The 13640-nt window shown below is 50.6% G+C and carries 11 protein-coding genes; 4 read left to right on the top strand and 7 right to left on the bottom strand.

Translation table 11 applies throughout. The features are described 5' to 3' along the window. Positions 1 to 9: 9 nt before the first annotated feature. A complete protein-coding gene (locus ACYVUT_RS00410; RefSeq protein WP_439775243.1) occupies positions 10 to 843 on the bottom strand; it encodes a DegV family protein in 834 nt (277 codons plus the stop codon). A 165-nt stretch (positions 844 to 1008) separates the two neighbouring features. Between ACYVUT_RS00410 and ACYVUT_RS00405 the strand changes: the two genes are divergently transcribed. Further along, on the top strand, positions 1009 to 1515 hold the full coding sequence (locus tag ACYVUT_RS00405; RefSeq protein ID WP_484501335.1) for a DUF1836 domain-containing protein: 507 nt from the start codon (positions 1009 to 1011) through the stop codon (positions 1513 to 1515). A 100-nt stretch (positions 1516 to 1615) separates the two neighbouring features. Here the strand turns inward: ACYVUT_RS00405 and ACYVUT_RS00400 are convergent, their stop codons facing one another. From ACYVUT_RS00400 to ACYVUT_RS00385, 4 genes are all read right to left on the bottom strand, one after another. Then, positions 1616 to 1879 (bottom strand): AbrB/MazE/SpoVT family DNA-binding domain-containing protein, encoded by a 264-nt coding sequence (locus tag ACYVUT_RS00400; RefSeq protein WP_484501334.1) that lies wholly within the window; start codon positions 1877 to 1879, stop codon positions 1616 to 1618. 18 nt (positions 1880 to 1897) lie between these two features. Beyond that, the gene (locus ACYVUT_RS00395) at positions 1898 to 3625 is read right to left on the bottom strand and encodes a sensor domain-containing diguanylate cyclase (RefSeq protein WP_484501333.1); all 1728 of its coding nucleotides are present in this window, start codon (positions 3623 to 3625) and stop codon (positions 1898 to 1900) included. Positions 3626 to 3761: 136 nt separating this feature from the next. Beyond that, positions 3762 to 4709: a glycosyltransferase family 2 protein gene (locus tag ACYVUT_RS00390; RefSeq protein ID WP_484501332.1), complete on the bottom strand. Its 948-nt coding sequence runs from the start codon at positions 4707 to 4709 to the stop codon at positions 3762 to 3764. After that, a complete protein-coding gene (locus ACYVUT_RS00385; RefSeq protein ID WP_484501331.1) occupies positions 4706 to 6631 on the bottom strand; it encodes a hypothetical protein in 1926 nt (641 codons plus the stop codon). The genes ACYVUT_RS00390 and ACYVUT_RS00385 overlap by 4 nt, the downstream gene beginning before the upstream one ends. Before the next feature lie 636 nt (positions 6632 to 7267). Here ACYVUT_RS00385 and larD point away from each other — a divergent pair. Together larD and ACYVUT_RS00375 are read left to right on the top strand one after the other, a co-directional pair. Beyond that, the gene (gene larD, locus ACYVUT_RS00380) at positions 7268 to 7990 is read left to right on the top strand and encodes a D/L-lactic acid transporter LarD (protein ID WP_439775249.1); all 723 of its coding nucleotides are present in this window, start codon (positions 7268 to 7270) and stop codon (positions 7988 to 7990) included. Positions 7991 to 8427: 437 nt separating this feature from the next. Beyond that, entirely contained in the window at positions 8428 to 8913 is a 486-nt protein-coding gene (locus ACYVUT_RS00375) for a sigma-70 family RNA polymerase sigma factor (protein ID WP_439775250.1), read from the top strand. Positions 8914 to 8963: 50 nt separating this feature from the next. On the opposite strand, the gene ACYVUT_RS00370 is transcribed toward ACYVUT_RS00375, so the two are convergent. Together ACYVUT_RS00370 and ACYVUT_RS00365 are read right to left on the bottom strand one after the other, a co-directional pair. After that, on the bottom strand, positions 8964 to 9746 hold the full coding sequence (locus ACYVUT_RS00370; protein ID WP_484501330.1) for a hypothetical protein: 783 nt from the start codon (positions 9744 to 9746) through the stop codon (positions 8964 to 8966). Then, positions 9743 to 10507 carry a hypothetical protein gene (locus ACYVUT_RS00365; RefSeq protein ID WP_484501329.1) on the bottom strand — a complete coding sequence of 255 codons (765 nt, stop codon included), beginning with the start codon at positions 10505 to 10507 and terminating at the stop codon, positions 9743 to 9745. The genes ACYVUT_RS00370 and ACYVUT_RS00365 overlap by 4 nt, the downstream gene beginning before the upstream one ends. Before the next feature lie 230 nt (positions 10508 to 10737). On the opposite strand from ACYVUT_RS00365, the gene ACYVUT_RS00360 reads away from it, so the two are divergent. Further along, positions 10738 to 13599, top strand: a complete 2862-nt coding sequence (locus tag ACYVUT_RS00360) for a bifunctional diguanylate cyclase/phosphodiesterase (protein ID WP_484501328.1) — start codon at positions 10738 to 10740, stop codon at positions 13597 to 13599. The last annotated feature ends 41 nt before the right edge of the window (positions 13600 to 13640 follow it).

The raw sequence follows: 13640 nt of genomic DNA, 5'->3' as shown, positions 1-13640 counted from the left end.
TTTTACTTGCTAAATTTCAATCCCAATCATCAGCCCGCCCTCTTCAGCGTAGAAGCTGCATAGAGCATGGCAGTTGCCCAGGTCAACCTTGGCCTCTGGATGCTTTTTTCTGATCTGGTCGTGGAGCTCAGCCGCGCTGTCGAAGTTGTCAGCGTGGTCAATCTTGACCCGGCCGCCCGTATAGCCTTTCTCTTCCAAAGTTTTCAGCAGGGCAGCCAGGGTCTTCTTCTCCCCTCTGGCCTTGCCCAAAGGCTTGATTTCGCCTTCCTCTGCCCAGCCGTAGATCCATATTTTCAAAAGGCCGGCAATCTTGGCTACTGCCGGACTGACCCGGCCGTTATTGGCTAAGTTGGTCATCGACTTTAAGGCGAAAAAGAGGCGGATATGGTTTTCCAGGTAGTCGCTCACGGTCTCTACCAGGTTAGGAAACTGCATCCCTTTTTCTTTCAGTTCCGCGATCTTTTCTGCCGCCAAAAACTGGGCCGGACCCGCGCTTTTGCTGTCAAAAACGTGAATCAAGACGTTTGGATGCTCTTCTTGGTAGATCTTTGCCGCCTGGACAGCAGAATTGTAGCTGCCGGACAAGACTGAAGAGATGGTCAAAACATAGATTTCACTGCCCCCGGCGTAAGCATCCAGCCAGGCAGCGATACTAGGACAGGCTGAAGAAGCCGCGATCCCGCTTTTAGCCCTTTCATTGAATTCCACCTGGTCAAAGCTGGCGTCGTCCGCCCAGGTCTTGTCCCCTTGAATCAAGCTCAAGGCCGCTACTTCCAACTGGCAGCCGCCCAAATTCCCCGCCGTCATGTTGGCCCCGGAATCAGTCACTATCTTAATCGTCATATTTTATAATCCTCGTCATCGGTTTCTTAAAAACTTTTGCTTAAGTCTATAGCAGGAAAGTCCCTATGTCAAGTTTTTTGAAAACCGCTAAGCCGATTTGCTATAATGTGGATGATTGAATTTCATTTTGCCTGTATCTTTTGTATCAGCTGACAGGAGGTTTTTATGGAAAAAATTGCCCGTTCCCTGGCCGGCCTGCACCTGCCCCGCTACCAAGACTTGCCCCAGATGGGCCTGTACCTGGAGCAGACCGCGACCTATATCAATGAGGCCCTGGCCCCCTTGGAAAACGTCCACCTGACCAGTTCCATGGTCAGCAACTATGTCAAGCACGACTTGATTGCCTCGCCTAAAAAGAAGCTCTACAGCCGCCAGCAGATTGCCGAGCTGACTTTCATTGCCATTTCTAAAAACGTCCTCTCTCTGGCTGACCTGCGCGAAGCCTTAAAGCTGCAACGGTCCAGCTACGACACCGAGACGGCCTACAACTACATGGTTGATGAGCTGGAAAACGTCCTGGCCTACGTCTTCGGTTTTAAAGGCGAACTGGCCGACATCGGCCACGAGCACGGGGAATACAAGACCATGCTCCGCAACGTCATCATGACCGTCAGCTACAAGGTCTACCTGGACAAATACTTCGCCCAGTTTACCAGCCAGGAAGAAAAGTAAAAGAGCACGCAAAAAAGGACATCCGCCAGGATGTCCTTTTGACTATTTCTTCTGATTTTTCTGAATAAATTCAAACAGATTTACACTTTCATTGGACGCATTAGCCATTAACCATCCAGTCATAAAACTCTGGTGAGTTCTTAGGATCATAATGGCCATTTTCGTCAAAGTCAACGCCTTCTTCTGGAATTTGATCGATCAAATCGGCCCAATCTAAAGCACTTGGCAGCTTTTTAATCATGATTTTATCATCTTGAATCTCAAAGGTGACTTCACTACCTTTGGTCAAGTTCAATTCCTTTCGAATTGAAGCCGGAATAACAACTTGTCCCTTTTGAGAGACACGGCCAACCATTGTTTGCATCGTTTTCTCCTACTCTCCTCAAGCCGTTGTCAGCGTTTGGTAGACCAGCTTCCCGTAATGGGGATTGTCGACCATGCTGAAGTTGGACTTGACGGCAATTTCCTGCCCGCTCTGACTGATGACGTGATAGTTCAGCTTATGGATATCGCCAATCTCAGCTTCAGCCGTAAATTTCTTCAGCCAAACCTCGACCAAATCCATGTCCCGCGGAGCCACGACATGTCCGGCTTGGGTGTTCACCCGGCCAAAAAAGTCCCACAGATTGTCATAGCCTAAAAGGCGCAGGGTTCCTTGATTGACGAAAAGAATATGGCCATTTTCCGGCTTGTAGATCATCAGAGCAGTAGGAATATTGGCCGCGATGTCATGCAGGGTGAAGCCCAGCTGGGATCTAAGGGGCTTGCTGGTTTCCCCGGAATAGTACTGGGCCCCGCTCTTGCCGCTCAATTTGACCTCATAGAGAGCCTCGTCAGCCCGGCTGATCAAGCCTTCCAGCTTCTTCCCCTGCCGCGGGCTGTCCGCGTAGCCGATCGACAAGCTGTACTTGACTTTGTGGCCAAAATAAGTGATCTGATGGTCGGCCGTCAGAATCCGCTGGATCACCGTCTGGCAGTCATCCGCGTCCAGCCCCAGCAAGGCCAGCATGAATTCGTCCCCGCCAGTCCGGCCCACCACGCCGCGGCTTCCCACAGCCTCTTGCAGCCCTCTGGCCACCTGCTTCAAGACTTCATCCCCGATCTGGTGGCCGTATAAGTCGTTGAAAAGCTTGAAGTCGTCGACGTCAACCATGACCAGGGTAAACTTGCCACCTTCCTGCCCCTTTAAGCTGCGCTTCAGCTGCTCATTGAAGCCCAGGCGGTTGTTGATCTGGGTCAGGGGGTCAACGGTCGCTTCTTCTTTTAACAGCCTCGTGCGGGCCTGGTGCCTGACCAAGGCTACCGCCAGGCAAAAGATCCCAAGCGCCAGCAAACTGAATAAGACCATCACCCGGCTGCTTCTTTGCTCATAAGTCCAACCGCCTTTTGGTGAAACGTAGATCTTCCAGCTGCCACTTGAACTGCTGGGCTTGAAGCTGTAGGCCACTGGACTGACGACAGCTGCCTTTGATCTGGACATCAGACTGTACTTCTTGCTGTCAACCGGACTTCTCAAGAGGCGGTAGTTGTAGTCCCCATGCTTCAAATTGCCTAAACTGGCCTTTAGCAGCTGCTTGGCATTGACCGCTACGACCGCGAAGCCCCACAGCTGTCCTTTGACGAAAAACGGCCGGTAAAAAATCATCCCGCTTTCTCCGCCCTTGAGGGTGACGGGTCCCTGCATGATGGTTTTCTTCTTGCTCACGGCATATGCCCGGCAATGTCCGCGGCTGAACCGCTGATAAGCTTGCTTAAGTTCATTCGTCAGCCCGGGGTTGGCCTGCCAGTTCCCTTGCACGGTAACCAGATAGCTGCCCTGTACATAACCTGTTGCCAATATTTCCCGGCTTCTTTTGGCAAAATTGGTCACCTGACCATTGTCATCAATAGTCGTCTGTGCTAATTCCCGGCTAAAGTCTTCAGCCTGTTCCAGAGCTGGAGAAAAAGACCTGCCCACCAGTTCAGCTGTCTGCAGAGCCCGGTTTTCCTCTGTACTCTTAAATTGCTGGTAGCTCCACTTTCCCATGGAAGAAAGCACCAGAATCAAGCCGATAAAGACGGTCGTTAAAAAGATGTAATCCCCACGGCGCATTTTGTACTTGCTGCTCATTAACTGCTCCTTATTTTCAGTGTTACTAATTATGACACAAAAGTTATAACAATAACACTGAAAGGTCTTTTTATCCCAAAGAATAATTGCTATGGAATTATAACTTTAAAAAACAGGCAAAAATAAAAGACCGACCTTAGTCGATCTTTTTAACATCTTTAATATTTGATTCACTGGAAATGTAGTGGGGCCGGTGCTTGCTTTCCATGTAAATCTTGGCCAGGTACTGACCCATCACGCCGAGGCTGAGCATGACCAGACCCCCGATAAAGATCACCACGCAGATCAAGGAGGCCCAGCCGGCTACCGGGTCGCCCTTGATCAACTTGCGCAGAACAATTACGATCAGCATGATAAAGGACACCCCGGTCATGAGGAAGCCCATCCAAGAAGACAGGTTCAGCGGCACCAGAGAGAAGTTGATAATCCCGTCAATGGCGTACTTGAACAGCTTCCAAAAATTCCACTTGCTTTCCCCGGCCACTCTTTCCACGTTTTCATAAGGGAGCCAGTAGGTCTTGAAGCCGACCCAGCCAAAAATCCCCTTGGAGAAGCGGTTGTACTCACTCATTTCCACGATCGCGTCGACCATATCCCGCTTCATCAAGCGGAAGTCCCGGGCCCCGTCGACCACATCAGCGTCAGAGATCTTGTTGATGATCTGGTAGAACTTGCGGGCAAACCAGCTTCTGATCGGCGGCTCACCCTTCCGGTCCTCCCGTCTGGTGGCCACGCTGTCGTATTCACCGGAGTCCAGAATCTTGATCATTTCCGGCAAAAGGGCCGGCGGATCCTGCAAGTCGGCGTCCATCACAGCCACGTAGTCCCCGCTGGCGTTGACAAAGCCCGCGTACATAGCGGATTCTTTGCCGAAGTTTCTTGAAAATGAAATGTAAAAGACATGGGGATCCTTAGCGGCCAGGTCGCGCAGAATGTCCAAAGTCTTGTCCTTGGACCCGTCATTGACAAAAATCAGCTCGTAGTCGTCGGGCAGTTTTTCCAGCGCCTCATGAGCTACAGGATAAAAAAGGGGCAAAGCCGCTTCTTCGTTGTAGCAAGGCACGATAATTGAAATCTTTTTCATTCTTTTTCAGATCTTCCTTCCCTTTCTTGTCTCTTATCTCTAAGTTTAACCCCTAAGCCGGCACAAATAAAGCCAGGCCAGGAAAGCAGGGAAATTGCCAAAAGCAGCTTCATCCAGAAAGGAGTCACGAATTCCAGATAGGCCACGTTCTTGCCCTTTTGGCTGGCCACCAAGGGAGCGCCGATCCGGCTTCTTTCATACTTATGCAAAACTTTGCCGTTGACCGTCAGCTTGGACTGAGCATAAGTCACGACTGGCAGCCGCTTCTTTTTCCCCTTGCTCTTCCAGGTCAGCTTGATTCTTCCGCCCTTGACGGCCTTGATCTTGAGCGGCTTTCTGACCTTGTGGTTCAAAACCGTCTTGTTGTAGGAACTGGCCGCCTTGTCGGTCTGCTCTTGCCAATATTGCTTGTTCTTATAAGCATCTGACCAGCCGGTAATGACCGGCTTAGGGTCAAATTTGTAAACTGGCAGGTAGTCGGCGATTGGCTTTTTGGTCAAGGTCAAAAACTTATGCAGGTTTTTAGAGTGCGTGGCCGCGTTAGCCTGCCGCATGGCTTCTTTGCGGGCGGGAGTCAAGGCAATCAAGCCCTTCTTGGTCTTTTTGATCTTGTGCTTGCCCGGATCAGTGACTTCATGGCCAAAATTGGTGATGGCATTGTGACCGACATTGGTCAAATAGCCATTCCAAGCATCGACATTCATGTAGTAGACCAGGCTGTTCACGCTGATGACCAGAGACAGGCCAGCCAGCCCGTAGATCAGCCAGGCGAAGTGCTTGGACTTCTTTAGCATGATTTCCGCCGACATCCCTATCCCCAGCAAAATCAAAGGATAAGCCAGGCAGATAAAGCGGGACGGGAACTGGAGGAAGCGGGCCAGGACCGGCAAGCGGTTGGAAATATGGCCCCAAGGCAGCATCCGGGAGGAGACCAGCAGCCAGAAGCAGCCATAGAGGCTGACCCAGCAGTTGAGCCGGTTTTCCTTCCGCCGCCAAAGGGCATAGACCAGCTGGCCAATAAAGATGTAGGCCAGCCAGTAAGGCAGGCTGCCCCGCATGCTGTAATTGACGATGTTTAAAGGATTGTGTCTGATATAAATGTGTCTGAGATGCAAGGACTGATCCATCATGTCCATCGTCGACGGGGCGGCCAGCTTATTGGTCTTGGATATCCAGAGAAGCGGGGCCAGGGTGTTCAAAGACAGCAAGACAGCAAGACCGACTGCTTTAAAAGTCTCCAGCCAAAGCTGGCGGGACCACTTGTTTTGGACCATGGCATAAAGCCAGGCTGGAAGCAAGAGGGCCACGTACATCACGGCCGTCAGCAGGTGCACTTCCAAGGCGATAGCCATCAAAAGGCCCAGCTTGACCCAGTGAATTGGCTTTTCCTTGTCCAGAATCATGTCCGCGGCCACCAAGATGGCGTAAGGCATCATCGCCGCCCCAATGCCGGAGAAGTTGGTCCCTTCCTGCCAGCGGGGCAGCCAGCCGATCGTCATGTAAAACGCGGCCAAAAGCGTGGCAACTGACCGCCGGCTGTCAAAGCGGCGCAGGGCCCAGTACATGCCGGTTCCCCCAACCGCGTAGACGATAAAGGAGCTGACCAGCTGATACCGGTACCAGCTTTTAACAAGCAATAAGAGCAAGCCATTGGCATAAGCAAAAAGCGGCCCGTACAGGGCGTTGATCACCCGGCCAGAATGGCTGAAACCATACATGGTCATGAACCAGTTGAAGTTGCCGTGCTTGATCTGCTCAGCAGCTTCATAGAAGCGGTTGTAATGGAAAATCGTGTCCGACCCGATGATGACGTTCCCCGTCCGCATCTGCCGGTAACAGAAATACGCCGCTAGCAAAAGCAGGGCGGCGTAGGGCAAAAAAGCTTGGTATTCAAGCTTGCGTTTATTATTGTCTTCTTGCATCTCTCTTTCTTTCCCTTTCATTTCCAAAAAATGGCCTGGATTATACACTCTTGACCCAGTCCACTACTAACTGGTACAACTTTCACTAATTCTAGGATAATCATTTTCATTTTCACGTGCAAGCCTTTTTAACATCTTTTAATGTCCTTTTTCAAAAACTTTACGCATATATATTACGAAAAAGCCATAACAGCCATTTTGGACTTATGAAAACAAAAAATATCCCTGTACACCAAAAAAGCAGCTGCTTATGGCTAGCTGCTTCTTAGGTAGTGTATATGTATGTTGTGTATATCAGGGAAAGAAAAATATAAGAAATATGAGTTATAGACAAGTTCTTTCAGCTCGTCTACGATTCTTATAGTACACAGTAAATTTGAACAAACTATGATGCTAATTCTTCCCTTCAGTGAAATTTCCATAGGCAAAAAGCCGAAGCACTTTTGTTTTTCAGCAGTTGGCCCGGATTCGTGAACAATTCACTTACTTTTCCCTAGAAAGTTTGTTAAATCTAGCTAAAAAAGCGCATTCATGTTCAAAAAATCACGATTCCCTATATCTTTTTGCCGGCTATAGGTATATAATTATTAGCTGTTATGTACCTTAAAAATTATCTACTGCAAGGAGAACAGAATTTTGATGCACAACTTGTTAAATGAGTTCCTGTCTACCGGGCTCATGATTCTTTTCGGTGTTGGCGTGCACTGCGATGACGTTTTGAACAAGACCAAGTACCACGGCTCAGGCCACATTTTCGCCATTACGACCTGGTCATTCGGGATCACTGCCTGCCTCTTCATCTTCGGCGGCGTCTGCATGAACCCAGCCATGGCTCTCTGCCAGGCTATCCTGGGTCTGATCCCATGGTCCAGCTTCATCCCTTACACTCTGGCTGAATTCGCCGGTGCCTTTGCCGGGGCTCTTCTGGCTTACTTCATGTATGCTGACCACTTCAAGGCTTCCGAAGACACCATCGACGGCGTGGCTACCCGGAACATCTTCTCCACCAACCCTAACCTGCGCAACCTGCCACGGAACTGGATGGTCGAAATGATCGCCACTACCATCTTCTTGAGCGGTATCCTGGCCATCGTTGCCAAGTTTGAAAAGCTCGGCTGGACTCCACTTCTGGTTGGTCTGCTGGTTTGGGCGATCGGTATGGGCCTGGGCGGTACTACTGGCTTCGCCATGAACCAAGCCCGGGACTTGGGGCCACGTCTGGCTTACCAAATCCTGCCAATCAAGAACAAGGCCAACAACGACTGGCAATACGGCTTGATCGTGCCAGGTACCGCGCCATTTGCCGGTGCCGTTCTGGCTGCCCTGTTCGTCAAGTACTTCTTGAAGCTGACTTTCTAATTCAGCTAAAGGCTTAATAAGAAGAATACTGAACACAAGAGAAAAAAGCGCTGGACCGCGACGTCCAGCGCTTTTTCGCGTAAAAAAATAGATATAGATGCGGCCCGGAGGCCGCGGGTTTGCTTGTCTTGGAAAGAATAAAAAAAGGTATGGAATCATAGATCAAGATCTCTTGATCTATGGCTTAAATGATACGGGGGAAGTATGAATGATCTATGACGACTTTCTTGCTTTTCTCCTAGGAAAAGTTTTATTTTTTACCTGGATTCAGCCCCTAAACTTGCCCTTAAACAGCCGTTCTTACATTTTCTTCAAAGTGTAAAGGGCGGAAAAACGGGCTTTTTGCCCCCTCGCTTCCGGTCAGCACTCCTTTGGCAAAGATCCTAAGCTAATACTTGCAAGGCGCCGAGCAAGAAAAAATTAAGGAGTGCGAAAAAATGAACATGCAAATCAATCAAGCAATGGACCAAGCCTGGGAAAACCGGAAATTAGTTGCCGGAGCCTTGAAAACGGCCCATGTCTACCGGAAATGTGCCGATTACGAGGATCTTTTTCAAGAAGGCTTGATCGTCTACGCCCAATGCCTGCGGGAAATGGCTGACCAGCCGCGGGAAGAAGCAGACAAATTGGCCTTCCGCAAGGTCTACTGGCGGGTCCTTGACCTGCTCCGGCAGAGAAAGCGGCAAAGAGACCACGATGAACCGCTGCTGGCCGCCGCCTTTGTTGGCCAGGCCGACCAGCACAATCTGCTTCTTAAGGAAGCCTGGAAGAAACTGTCGACTAGCGAAAAGCTGCTTTTAGGCCAGAACCTCCTCGCTGGGCGCAGCCTTAAGGAAACGGCCGACTTGATGAACATCCCCTACCGGACGGCCAGCCGGATCAAGAAGCAGGCCCTGGAGAAACTCCGCCGGCAGTTAGTCTGAATTATTATAAGGAAGCAAAGCAAAGCCCCCGCGAGCGCGGGGGCTTTTCGTTATATTCTGAACAAGAACTTTTTCTCTGCCTGCTTTAAGGCATAGTCTAAATCAGCTGGCAAAACAGGCAGGCCGAGTTCATCCAGCAGGACCTTTTTAAAAGCCTCTGCCTTTTCTGCCCGGATCTCACTCAAAAGCTGCCTTAAAGACGGAAGCTTGCCGGCCAGTTCTGCCTCAACCGCCTGCTGGTAGCTGGGTCCGTAGAGCAGGTTCCAGTCACCTTGCCGGCAGACCGGGCAGCCTACTTGACCAGCCAGACCATGAAAAAGGCTGCAGTAGAGGGCATTGTGCTCAACTGCTTCTTCCACTTGCCGGCTGGCGTTGGCATAGCCGCGCTTCAGCTGAAAGAAATAGCAGTTGACCCCGGCCAAATCGGTCATGAGCATCCCGCCTTGGCAGGCTTCCATCCCCCGCATCCGCTGCAGGGCGATTAGATCGACCAAGCCGGCGTGAAAGGATTCCGGAGAAAAAAGCGCCCCGTGCCCCGCTGAAATCACGTGCTGCTCCCGGATCTCCAGGAGCTGGTAGAGCTTTTCCTGCAAGGGATAGCCGCCAGGCAGGTCTTCGTTGACGAAGTGGGCCAGCAGGGTCTTGGTCGTTGCTTTTAAGACGATCTCCCCCTGCTTCCGGTCGACCAGCAAGGTCCGGTAAGGGGCAGCCGGGCCCAGGTCATAAGCCATAACAAAGTCCGGCCCCAGCCGGTAGCTGTCCAGCTTCTTGGCCTCGATTTTTCCTTCGGCTAATCCTGCCTGGTAGTACTCCCGGCTGTAGACCGTCATCATTTGAAGGCCTCATGGCAGATTAAATTCCGCCTTAGAATCGTCTTTAAAGGAATTGCAGCCAGACTTTTTGCTTTTGACTCTGGCTCTTTATCCTTGAGCAGGTAGCGCAGGACATAATAGATCCGGGGATCTTTTCTCCCGCTAGAGATTTGAAAACCCGCCAGTTCCACGCCCGGGCCGTAGTGTTTGCCGAAGTACTTTTCTTCATACAAGGGGCCAAAGAGGTCAAACCAGCTTCTGAGTTCTTCCCCGTCCACTTCTTCGCCCTGCAGCAGGCAGGAAAAAGCTGCTGGCTGCTTTTTTAGGCCGGCAAGTTCACTGATGTGGACCAGGTCTGCCGGGAAAATATTAGTCGAAAAGCAGGCGTTGTTGCGGAAATAGATCCGCGGCCCATGAAAAAAGACGTATTTCTCAGCTTCCTCAGTCTGCAGGAGAGCCAGCTGGTCAACCGTCAGGTCCCGGACTCTTTTCCTTTTCTTGGCAAAAAGCTGCAGGAGCAGCCAGGCCAGCCGGTCCGCGTCAGAAGTAGCTCCTATTTCAGTTTGCAGAACCTGCTTGACTGCCTCGCGGAAATTCTGTTGCAATTCGTCCAGGGCCTGGCGGATTAAAGGGACGTCAGCTGACTTGATCACGTTCAGTCTTTGCTTGTCCAGCAGCAAATCGCTTAAACAAATATCCTTGCTTTCCAGCTGGCGGCGCAAGCCGGCTGACCAAACCCGGCCAGCCAGCTGCCGCTTAAGTGCCTCTTCGACTTCTCCCATTTTCCTTTTCCTGTATTTAAAACATCCTGATTAACTGTGGATAATACTTATATTATGAAGAATTAAGACTATCCATTCCAAGTTAAAAATATAACATATTCGCGCGTGAATTAAAAGCGCTAACATCTAATTTTTTAATCAATTGTTTTGAACCCTCCAGTCCCTTTTGTTAAGGCAAATGAGTTATTATATTAATTAAGGAACATATCATATTTTATAGGGAGCAAGCCATGCAAATTACTCGAGCGTTTGCCTACGCGGTCTCGGAATATTTCTGCGTTATTATGATCTTATTGCTGTTAAGATCATCTCTGCAGATCAAGCGCCACAACCGCCAACATCACTGGTTCAATATCAGTTTGGGCATTCAGGCCGCTTACCTCTTTTTAGACGGAACCCGGACCCTGTTGATGAACCATATCCTGCCCAGCAACCAATTTCTGGTCAATTTTACCAGTCTTTGTTTGTCGATCACTCTGAACATCCTCAGCTATACCACCTTGATGTTCGTGGCTTACAAGATTGAGCTGCCCTTGACCACTGACAAAAGGCAAAGCCGGTTCGTACTGGCCCTGCCGATCGCGATCTCAGCCGTGGACTTGATCTGCGCTATTTTCGCGCCCCAGCTGATGTTCTCTACCAATAATATCAATGCTTTTACGCCATTTTTCTCAGGCCTTTTCCTTTTCCTGCCGATCAGTTATTCTGCCTTCGTCTTTGTGATTACGGCTTATAATGCCATAATCAACCGGAAAAACGGCCTGGGCCACTACTACCTGGTCTTGACCTTCTATCCAGTTCTGATGACGGTCTTCGGCTTCATCGAAGTCATGCTGTCCACGGCCCTGCCCCTTTACTCTTACGCGGTAACTTTTTATTTCACCTTCAACTTCCTTTACCAGCTGAACTCCTCTATTAAGGAAGCAACTATCGACAGTCTGACGGGCTTGAGAAACCGAGAAAACCTCAGGGAATACATCGACGATATCTGGAAGCAGGGTACAAGTGACCAGTACTACCTGTTCATGATTGACATGAACGGACTTAAATCAGTCAACGACGTCTACGGGCACGTGGAAGGCGACCATGCCATCCGGGCCATCGGCCAGGCCCTGGACGACGTCCTGCAGACTGGCAATGACGGGATCGTCTGCCGTTACGGGGGCGACGAATTTTTAGCGGTCATTACGGTCACTGACGACAAGCAGGCTGACAAGCTGGTGCAGCTGACCAGAGAAAGGATCAGCTACTACAGTCAGGTCGACAAGCTGCAATCCGCCCCGCAAGTAGCTACCGGCTACATCCACCTGCCTAAAGAAAAAACTCCCCTGGCTGACCTCTTGAAACAGGCTGACAGCAAGATGTACGCTGAGAAGCAGGCCATGAAGACCGGGGACCGGGCAGCCAACTTCTTTACCGACGAAATCACCGGCCTGCCAAATGCCAACTACTTCCATAATTTCGCGGGAAACTTCCTTAAGAAGCTGGCAAAAAAAGACCAGCATCCCCTGGTTATCCTGTTCAACATTTCCGGCATGCACAGCTACAACGACCGCTTTGGCTACCAAGGCGGCGACGACCTGCTCCGGACAGTTTCCCGGGTTTTGCGGGACTTTTTTGACCAGGAAGATGACATCTTAGTCCGCTACACGGAAGACAACTTCGTCCTTTTAACTTGCACGCCCTTGACTGAGGCCAAGCAAAAGATCCGGGACATCTCCAAAAAGGTAACGGCTATTGATTCGATTGGGATCAAGGCCGGGATCTACCAGACCAAAGATGGCAAAGAAGACGTCATTGCCACGGTCGACCGGGCCCGGCGGGCCATGCGCCTGATCGGGTCTGACCGCCAGCGGGTCTACTGCGTTTATGGGCCGGAAGTTCAGGCAGTTTACGACAGCCGGGACTTCGTCTTGATCAACTTCAAGCAGGCCTTGGAAAATGGCGACATCAAGCCCTTCTTCCAGCCAGTCATCCGCAGCTTGACCGGGCAGATCCGCAGCTTTGAGGCCCTGGCCCGGTGGAATGACCGTCAGCGGGGGGCAATTCCGCCCGACCAGTTCATTGGAATTCTGGAAGAGACCCGGCAAATCCACCTGCTGGATCTGGAGATTTTCCGCCAGGTCTGCCAATTGCAGCAGAGCTGCCAGCGGATGGGCCTGCCGATCCCGGTGATTTCCGTCAACATCTCACCAGTTGACTTCAACTCCTGTGATATTGTCGCGGAAATCGAGAAAATCAGGACCCAGTACCAGGTTCCAAGCAAGTATCTGAAGATTGAAGTTTTGGAATCAGTCATTGCCAGTGCCCCGGACCAGCTGAAGGAGATCATCGCCCAGCTGCATGATTTGGGCTATGAGATTTGGATGGACGACTTTGGCAGCGGCTACTCCAGCATGAACAACTTGAAGGACTTTGACTTTGACCTGCTGAAGATCGACATGGGCTTTTTGGAAAACTTTACCGCAAACTCCCAGAGCAAGATCATCATTTCAGAAATCGTCGACATGGCCAAACGGCTGGGGATCGAGACTTTATGCGAGGGGATCGAGAACCGGAGCCAGTCAGATTTCCTCAAGGAGATCGGCTGCCAGTACCAACAGGGCTATCTCTTCGCGGCTTCCATGGAGCCGGAGGAATTGCGGCAGTTCCTGGGCAAAGCTGGCGACCAGCTTGAAGATATCAGCTTAAGCGACTACTACAGCCAGATCGACCGGGTCAACGTTTTGTCCAACCCGACCCACAGCCTGGCAGAACAGAATTCCAGCCTGGGTGAAAATATCGACGTGCCGATGGCCATCATTGAAAAAGACGGGGATAACATAAGCTACCTTTACTTCAACCACGCCTTGAAACGTTTGCTGGCAATAGCAGAGAACGGGCAAGCTGTTTCGGCTGAGACTCTTGCTAAGCTGCCGGCCGTGGATAAATTCCTGTTAGAGCAGATGGACCGCTGCCAGGGGAAGGACCGGGCAATTTCGGCCAGTTATGAAAGCGGCGGCTTGGAATTCAAGATCAGAATGCGCTGGCTGGCCAGTCAAGAAAAGAGCTCGTTCGTGTATATCGTTACGTCGGAACATTATCAAGAATAAAGTATGACCAACTCAAGACATCTTGGGTTGGTCTTTTTATT

Source organism: Lactobacillus sp. WILCCON 0059, from assembly GCF_057197985.1.
Note: the sequence above shows the minus strand (reverse complement) of the source record. Positions and strands in the feature narration are given on the sequence as shown.